Source organism: bacterium (assembly GCA_021372775.1).
GTDB lineage: Bacteria > Acidobacteriota > Polarisedimenticolia > J045 > J045 > JAJFTU01.
In genome coordinates this window covers 1-5994 of record JAJFTU010000145.1, presented here as the reverse complement: position 1 = coordinate 5994, position 5994 = coordinate 1, and the positions used below count along the sequence as shown (strand labels likewise).

8 protein-coding genes are annotated in these 5994 nt (G+C 72.5%); 5 read left to right on the top strand and 3 right to left on the bottom strand.

The genetic code is table 11. The features are described from left to right. Positions 1-352 (top strand): hypothetical protein (locus LLG88_04770; protein ID MCE5246220.1); only part of this gene is annotated, 352 nt, incomplete at its 5' end. Positions 353-426: 74 nt separating this feature from the next. Here the strand turns inward: LLG88_04770 and LLG88_04765 are convergent. After that, complete coding sequence (locus LLG88_04765; protein MCE5246219.1) at positions 427-1581, bottom strand: iron-containing alcohol dehydrogenase; 1155 nt, start codon at positions 1579-1581, stop codon at positions 427-429. Positions 1582-1682: 101 nt separating this feature from the next. After that, complete coding sequence (locus tag LLG88_04760; GenBank protein MCE5246218.1) at positions 1683-2537, bottom strand: substrate-binding domain-containing protein; 855 nt, start codon at positions 2535-2537, stop codon at positions 1683-1685. Between the two features lie 58 nt (positions 2538-2595). Here LLG88_04760 and LLG88_04755 point away from each other — a divergent pair, with 58 nt between their 5' ends. Together LLG88_04755 and LLG88_04750 are read left to right on the top strand one after the other, a co-directional pair. Continuing rightward, entirely contained in the window at positions 2596-3189 is a 594-nt protein-coding gene (locus tag LLG88_04755; protein MCE5246217.1) for a class I SAM-dependent methyltransferase, read from the top strand. 86 nt (positions 3190-3275) lie between these two features. Beyond that, complete coding sequence (locus LLG88_04750) at positions 3276-3752, top strand: hypothetical protein (protein MCE5246216.1); 477 nt, start codon at positions 3276-3278, stop codon at positions 3750-3752. Here LLG88_04750 and LLG88_04745 read toward each other — a convergent pair. After that, a complete protein-coding gene (locus LLG88_04745) occupies positions 3718-5280 on the bottom strand; it encodes a B12-binding domain-containing radical SAM protein (GenBank protein ID MCE5246215.1) in 1563 nt (520 codons plus the stop codon). The genes LLG88_04750 and LLG88_04745 overlap by 35 nt on opposite strands. A 136-nt stretch (positions 5281-5416) precedes the next feature. Here LLG88_04745 and LLG88_04740 point away from each other — a divergent pair, with 136 nt between their 5' ends. Then, positions 5417-5701 carry a phosphopantetheine-binding protein gene (locus tag LLG88_04740; GenBank protein ID MCE5246214.1) on the top strand — a complete coding sequence of 95 codons (285 nt, stop codon included), beginning with the start codon at positions 5417-5419 and terminating at the stop codon, positions 5699-5701. 41 nt (positions 5702-5742) lie between these two features. Further along, positions 5743-5994 (top strand): hypothetical protein (locus tag LLG88_04735; GenBank protein ID MCE5246213.1); only part of this gene is annotated, 252 nt, incomplete at its 3' end.

Here is a 5994-nt window from a genome sequence, read left to right as displayed (position 1 = left end):
GGCCGCCGCGTACTTCCGCGTGCTGCGCGACCGGCCGGTCTTCCTGCCGATCTACCTCAAGGAGCGCGTGCAGTTCGAGTGGGGGTTCCAGTCGCGGTTCGCCGAGCAGCTTTCGCCGATCTACTCGTCGGAGCGCTCGCGGCTGCGGGCGATCGTGCGGCGGCTGGCGGAGAGCGGCGCGGTGCGTCCGGCGCCGGTCGAGTTCCTCGTGCAGTTCTGGCTCGACTCGCTGCAGACGTCGCTCTACTACCACCACCGCCACGCGCGCCGCGAGCCGCTCGAGGAGGCGGTGGAGCGCGCGCTGTCCTGCTTCTACGCGGGAGTCGGGACGACGGAGCGACGCCCCGCGTAACGTCGGCGGCGCGTCGGGCGGCGGGCGCGGAATACTCCTGAGCGGGGACGCGACGATCGCGACGCGCCGGCCGCCTACAGGGCCGTCTCGAAGACGAGGCGGGCCAGCGGGGGATCGACGTCGTTGCGCTCGCCGAGCTTCGTCAGGCCGTGGCGCTCGAGCTGGGCCACGAGGCGATCGACGGCGTCGGGACCGATCCCGTAGTCGGAGAGACGCGTCGGCACGCCGAGCAGCTCGAAGAAGGCGCGCGTCTTCGCGATCGCCTCGTCGATCCGCTCCTCCTCCGTCCCGTGGGCGATCCCCCAGACCCGCTCGCCGTACTGCAGCAGCTTCTCCCGCTTCGCCCCGCGCCGCCGTTCCATCATCGCCGGAAGGACGATCGCCAAGGTCCGCGCGTGGTCCACGCCGTAGAGCGCGGTGATCTCGTGCCCGAGCATGTGCGTCGCCCAGTCCTGCGGAACCCCCGCGCCGATCAGGCCGTTCAAGGCGAGCGTCGCGCACCACATCACGTTGGCGCGGGCGTCGTAGTCGCGCGGCTCGGCCAGCGCCTTCGGCCCCTCCTCGATCAGCGTCGCCAGCAGCCCCTCGGAGAAGCGGTCCTGCGCCGCGGCGCGCGCGGGGTAGGTCAGGTACTGCTCCATCACGTGCACGAAGGCGTCGACGACGCCGTTCGCGGTCTGGTTCGGCGGCAGCGTGAAGGTCTTCGTCGGATCGAGCGCCGCGAAGCGCGGGAAGACGAGCGGGCTGCCGAAGACCAGCTTGTCCTGCGTCCCGCGCCGCGTGACGACCGCGCCGGAGTTCATCTCCGAGCCGGTGGCGGGGAGGGTCAGCACCACGCCGAACGGCACGGCGCGGCGCACCGGCGCCTCCTTGGCGAGGATGTCCCACGGCTCGCCGTCGAAGTGCGCCGCGGCGGCGACGAACTTCGTCCCGTCGATCACCGAGCCGCCGCCGACCGCGAGCAGGAAGTCGATCCGCTCGGCGCGGACCAGCTCGGCCGCCCGCATCAGCGTCTCGTACGCCGGGTTCGGCTCGACGCCGCCGAACTCGAGCGCGAAGCGCCCGCCGAGCGCGGCCTTCGCCTCGTCCAGAGCGCCGTTCCTGCGGACGCTCCCGCCGCCGTAGACGACGAGGACGCGGGCGTCCCGCGGAATCTCGGCGTCGATCTCCGCGATCCGGCCGGCGCCGAAGATGATCTTGACGGGGTTCTGGAAGGTGAAGTCGAGCATCGGCGTTCTTCCTTTCCGCGGCGCGGCGGCGCGCCGCCCGCCGGGACCGAACATACGGCCCCGCGCCGGACGCGCAAGCGCGCCGCCGCGCCTCGGACCGTTCAGTCGGCGTACTTCGCCGCGTAGGCCGCGTCGTCGTAGAGCGCGCGGCCGTACTTGTCCTTGCCGTACGCGCGGATGATCGCCTGCCCCTCCGGACCGGCGACGAAGGCGGCGAACGCCGCGGCCGTCGCCGCGCCCGGCGTCGCCCCCGCCGGCGCGACGAGCGCGTGGTAGGTGTTGACCAGCGCCTTGTCGCCGCGGAAGAGCACCTTGAGCTTCGGCACGTTCTTCTCTTCGGCGACCCACGTGCTGCTGTCGGTCATGAAGTAGCCGCCCTCGGCGTCGGCGCGGCGCAGCGTCGCGCTCATGAAGTCCTTCGTGACGACGTACCAGTCCCCCGCCGGCTCGATCCCGGCGCTCTTCCAGATCTGCATCTCCTTCTGGTGCGTGCCCGAGTTGTCGCCGCGCGAGAAGCACTTCGCCTTCGCCGCCGCGATCAGCCGGAACGCCTCGGCCCCGCTCTTCGCCGCGGCGATCTTCGCCGGGTCGGCCGCCGGGCCGACGACGAAGAACTCGTTCGAGCCGATCAGCGTGCGCGACGCGGCCCACCCTTCGGCGAGCGCCTGCTTCTCCCCCTTCGGCGCGTGGACCATCGCCATGTCCACTTCGCGCTTCTTGAGCAGGTCGAGCGCCTCGCCGGTGCCGGCCTTGATCCAGACGAGCTGCGCGTCCCCCTTGGCGGCGAACGCCTCGCCCAGCCCCTTGAGCAGGCCGAGCTCTCCCGGGCTGCCGGTGGCGAGCTTGAAGACGTTCTTTCCCGAGCCGTAGACTGCCGTCGGGCTCGGCGCGGCCGCGAAGGCGACGGCGAAGACGGCGGACGCGGCGACGGAAGCGACGAGACGGAACGTGTTCATGCGACGGTCCTCCTTGGCGCGGAAAACATACGCGCGGCGGAGGGCGGAGGGAGCGCGAATGGCGGCCGACATGGAGGCGATCAAGGCCCGCGCGGCGGCGTTCTACGACTTCGCGGGGAAGACGGTCCTGCACGTCGGCGCGGGGGGCGGTCAGTTGGTGGACGCCGCCCGCGGCGCGGCGCGAATCACGGCGATCGACGTGGACGAGGCGGCGGTCCGCCGTCTGGCCGACGCGGCGCGGGCGAAGGGACTCGACGACCGGCTGGAGGCGCGCGTCGCCGACTTCATGTCGTGGGACGAAGCCGCCGACGTCGTCCTGCTCGAGTTCTGCCTGCACGAGATGCCCGATCCGGCGGCGGCGCTGCGCAAGGCGCGCTCCCTCGCCCCCGACGTCGTGGTGATCGACCACGACGCCGGTTCGCCGTGGGCCGCGTTCACCGGCGAGGCGGAGAAGGTCGCGTCCGGCGGGGCCGCGCTCGACGCGGCGCGGCCGCGCCGTTCCGAGACGGCCGTCGTGCCGCAGGCCTTCGCCTCGCGCGAGGAACTGGAGAAGAAGATCGCCGTCCTCGGCGCTGCGGCGCTGGCGCGCGCCGCGGCGCTGCCGCCCGGACCGATCTCCTTCGCCATGCCGTTCCGCCTCGCGCTGCTCTGAGCGTCCGCGCGGGAACGCCGGCGCGCCGCGGACGGGGAGCGCGCGCCGCGCGTGGTACGCTTGCGCCCGCACCGGAGAGGACCGAGATGAGCCAGGGCAACAGCGTCTCCGCCGCCGAGGCGGCGCGGATGATCTGCGGCGTGCTGCTGCGCACGATCGTCTTCGAGGAGGTCGTCGCCGCGCCGTCGCTGAAGCAGGCGCTCGACGGGCCGGAGTCGAAGGCGCGGGCGGCGGAGTTCTGCGCCTTCGCCGGGCACGCCTGCCTCGCCGCGGTCGTCGCCGCGGGCGAGGATCCGGACGCGGTCGCGCGCGAGCTCGACGACGCGGTCGGCGCCTCGTTCGTCGGCGGCGGGTCGGAGGCCGGCGCCGCCGCGGAGCGGCGCGCCGAGTTCGCCGCGGTCGCCGGCGCGGGGGACGCAGCGCTCGGCGCCGCGCTCGGCGCGCATGTCGGCGCCGCGGAAGACGCGGAGTTCGCCGTCGCGGCCGGCCGGCTTCACGCCAAGCTCGTCGCCGTCGCCGGCGAGACGTTCAAGGAGATGAAGGAGCAGGGGACGATTCGCTGAGCTTCCCCTCGCGCGCGAGCGCCAGCCGCGCCGCCTCGAGCGCGGGGACGAGTTTGTCGCTCGTGAACTCGATGAAGTGGTGCCCCACCGCGGCCATCGTCACCGCCCGCGGGAGCTTGCTCGGGCAGTGGGCGAACGCCCAGGCGAGGAAGCGCAGATACGAGCGCCGGTACGGCCCCTTGATTCCCTGGCCGACGAACGACCGGAGTCCCGCCCGCAGATCGTCCCACGACAGGCGCACCCGCGGAACGCCGCGCACCGGCGACCAGGTGCGCAGGCTCTCGCGGCAGCGCGCGAAGTACCCCTCGGGACTGTAGAGCCGCTCCATCACGCGGCGATACCCGGCGAGCAGTTGGTCGAGCGGCAGGCGGTGGATCACGTTGGTCACGCCGAACTGGTCGCCGCGCCACAGCAGGTCCGCCCGCAGCCGCCCTTCCGCCGCCAAGCGGCGATAGAGGCGCGTGCCGGGCAGCGCGCCGAGCAACCCGACCATCGCGTACGGAATCGCCGCCCGCTCCACGAACTCGGCGAGGCGGTCGAAGATGTCCGGGCCGTCGGCGTCGAAGCCGAGGATGAAGCCGCCCCAGACCTCGAGGCCGCGCCGCCGCAGCGACTCGATCCGCTCGAGCGGGGCGCGGAGGTTCTGCGGCTTCCCCGCCTCGCGCAGCGCCTGCGGGTTCGGGGTCTCGACGCCGACGAAGACCGCGTCGAAGCCGGCGGAGACCATCGCTTCGGCCAGCGGCGGATCGTCGGCGAGGGAGAGGCCCGCCTGGGTGTAGAAACGGAACGGCACGCGCGTCGCGCCGCGCCAGCGCGCCACCTCCGCCAGCGCGGCGCGCGCCGCGGCGCGGTCGCCGACGAAGTTGTCGTCAACGACGAAGACGTCGCCGCGGAAGCCGGTGGCCTTGAGCGCCTCCAGCTCCGCCACGAACTGGCGCGGACTCTTGGTCCGCGGCCGGCGGCCGTAGAGGCGCACCACGTCGCAGAACTCGCAGTCGAACGGGCAGCCGCGCGAGAACTGAATCGCCATCTGGCGGTAGACGCGCTTCGGCAGGAGGTCGAAGCGCGGCGGCGGGAGGCCGGCGAGATCGGGCCACCCCTCCGCGCGATAGACCCGCTCCGCCGTCCCCCTTTCCAGGTCGGCGGCGAGCCGGGGGACGAACTGTTCTCCTTCGCCGACGGCGATGTGGTCGGCGGCGGCCAGATCGTCGGGGAACGTCGTCGCGTACGGACCGCCGACGACCGTCCTCACGCCGAGCGCGCGGCAGCGGACCAGAAGATTCTGGAGCGCGTCGCGCTGGACGAGCATCCCGGTGAGCATCGCGACGTCCGCCGCGCGCAGCTGCTCGTCGCGGATCTCCGCGACGTTCTCGTCGGCGAGGCTGAGCCGCCACTCGCGCGGCAGCAGCGAGGCGACGGTGAGCAGTCCGAGCGGCGGAAGAAGGCAGCGCCGATCCGCGAACTCCAGCGAGCGGACGCCGCTCCAGTACGATTCAGGCGAAGACGGATTGAGCAGGATGACCTTCACGCGCGAACCTCCGGCAACGGCGGGAATGTACGCGGAAGGGGGAACGCGCGGCGCGGCGGAGTGGGCCGGGAACCGCATGCTATACTTTGCGCCCTTTGCGGGGGACGTCGCCGCGCGGCGGCAAGGGACAGCCGGCATGGATGGTGCGATCGTGGACAGAGACGCATTGCGCGCGACAATCAAGGAAGTGATCGTGGAGAGTCTGCGGCTCGACGGCGTCGAGCCGGCGGGGATCGAGGACGAAGCGCCGCTCTTCGGCGAAGGGCTCGGGCTCGACTCGGTGGACGCGCTCGAACTGGTCGTGGCGCTGGAAAAGAAGTTCCAGATCAAGATCCAGAGCAAGGACGTCGGCAAGGACGCGTTCTACTCCGTCGCCACGCTCGCCGACTTGGTCGCCTCGAGGCTCGCCGCGCAAGCCTGAGCGCGCGGCGCCGCGTCCCGCGCGCCGGAAGGATCATCGTCATGAGCGCGACCTCGCGCGCCGAAACGCCGCCTCACGCCCCGGAAGGCGGATGGTCGCGGCGCCTTCTCGGGCGCTTCCACGTGACCGGCGTCTTTTGGTACAAGTTCCACCGTTGGGGCGTCTCCATCCTCCCCGACTGGGGCGTGCGGCTCTGCATCGCCCTCTTCACCGCCTTCTTCTTCGTCTTCCTGCGCAAGATCCGCCGCGCGATCGCCGCCAACCTCGACGTCGTGCTCGGCCCGTGCGGCTTC

Excerpts from the sequence above, each read along its gene's own strand:
- LLG88_04740 (MCE5246214.1), top strand. The coding sequence starts at position 5,417 with ATGGATGGTGCGATCGTGGACAGAGACGCATTGCGCGCGACAATCAAG.
- LLG88_04765 (MCE5246219.1), bottom strand. The coding sequence starts at position 1,581 with ATGCTCGACTTCACCTTCCAGAACCCCGTCAAGATCATCTTCGGCGCC.
- LLG88_04760 (MCE5246218.1), bottom strand. The coding sequence starts at position 2,537 with ATGAACACGTTCCGTCTCGTCGCTTCCGTCGCCGCGTCCGCCGTCTTC.
- LLG88_04755 (MCE5246217.1), top strand. The coding sequence starts at position 2,596 with ATGGCGGCCGACATGGAGGCGATCAAGGCCCGCGCGGCGGCGTTCTAC.
- LLG88_04750 (MCE5246216.1), top strand. The coding sequence starts at position 3,276 with ATGAGCCAGGGCAACAGCGTCTCCGCCGCCGAGGCGGCGCGGATGATC.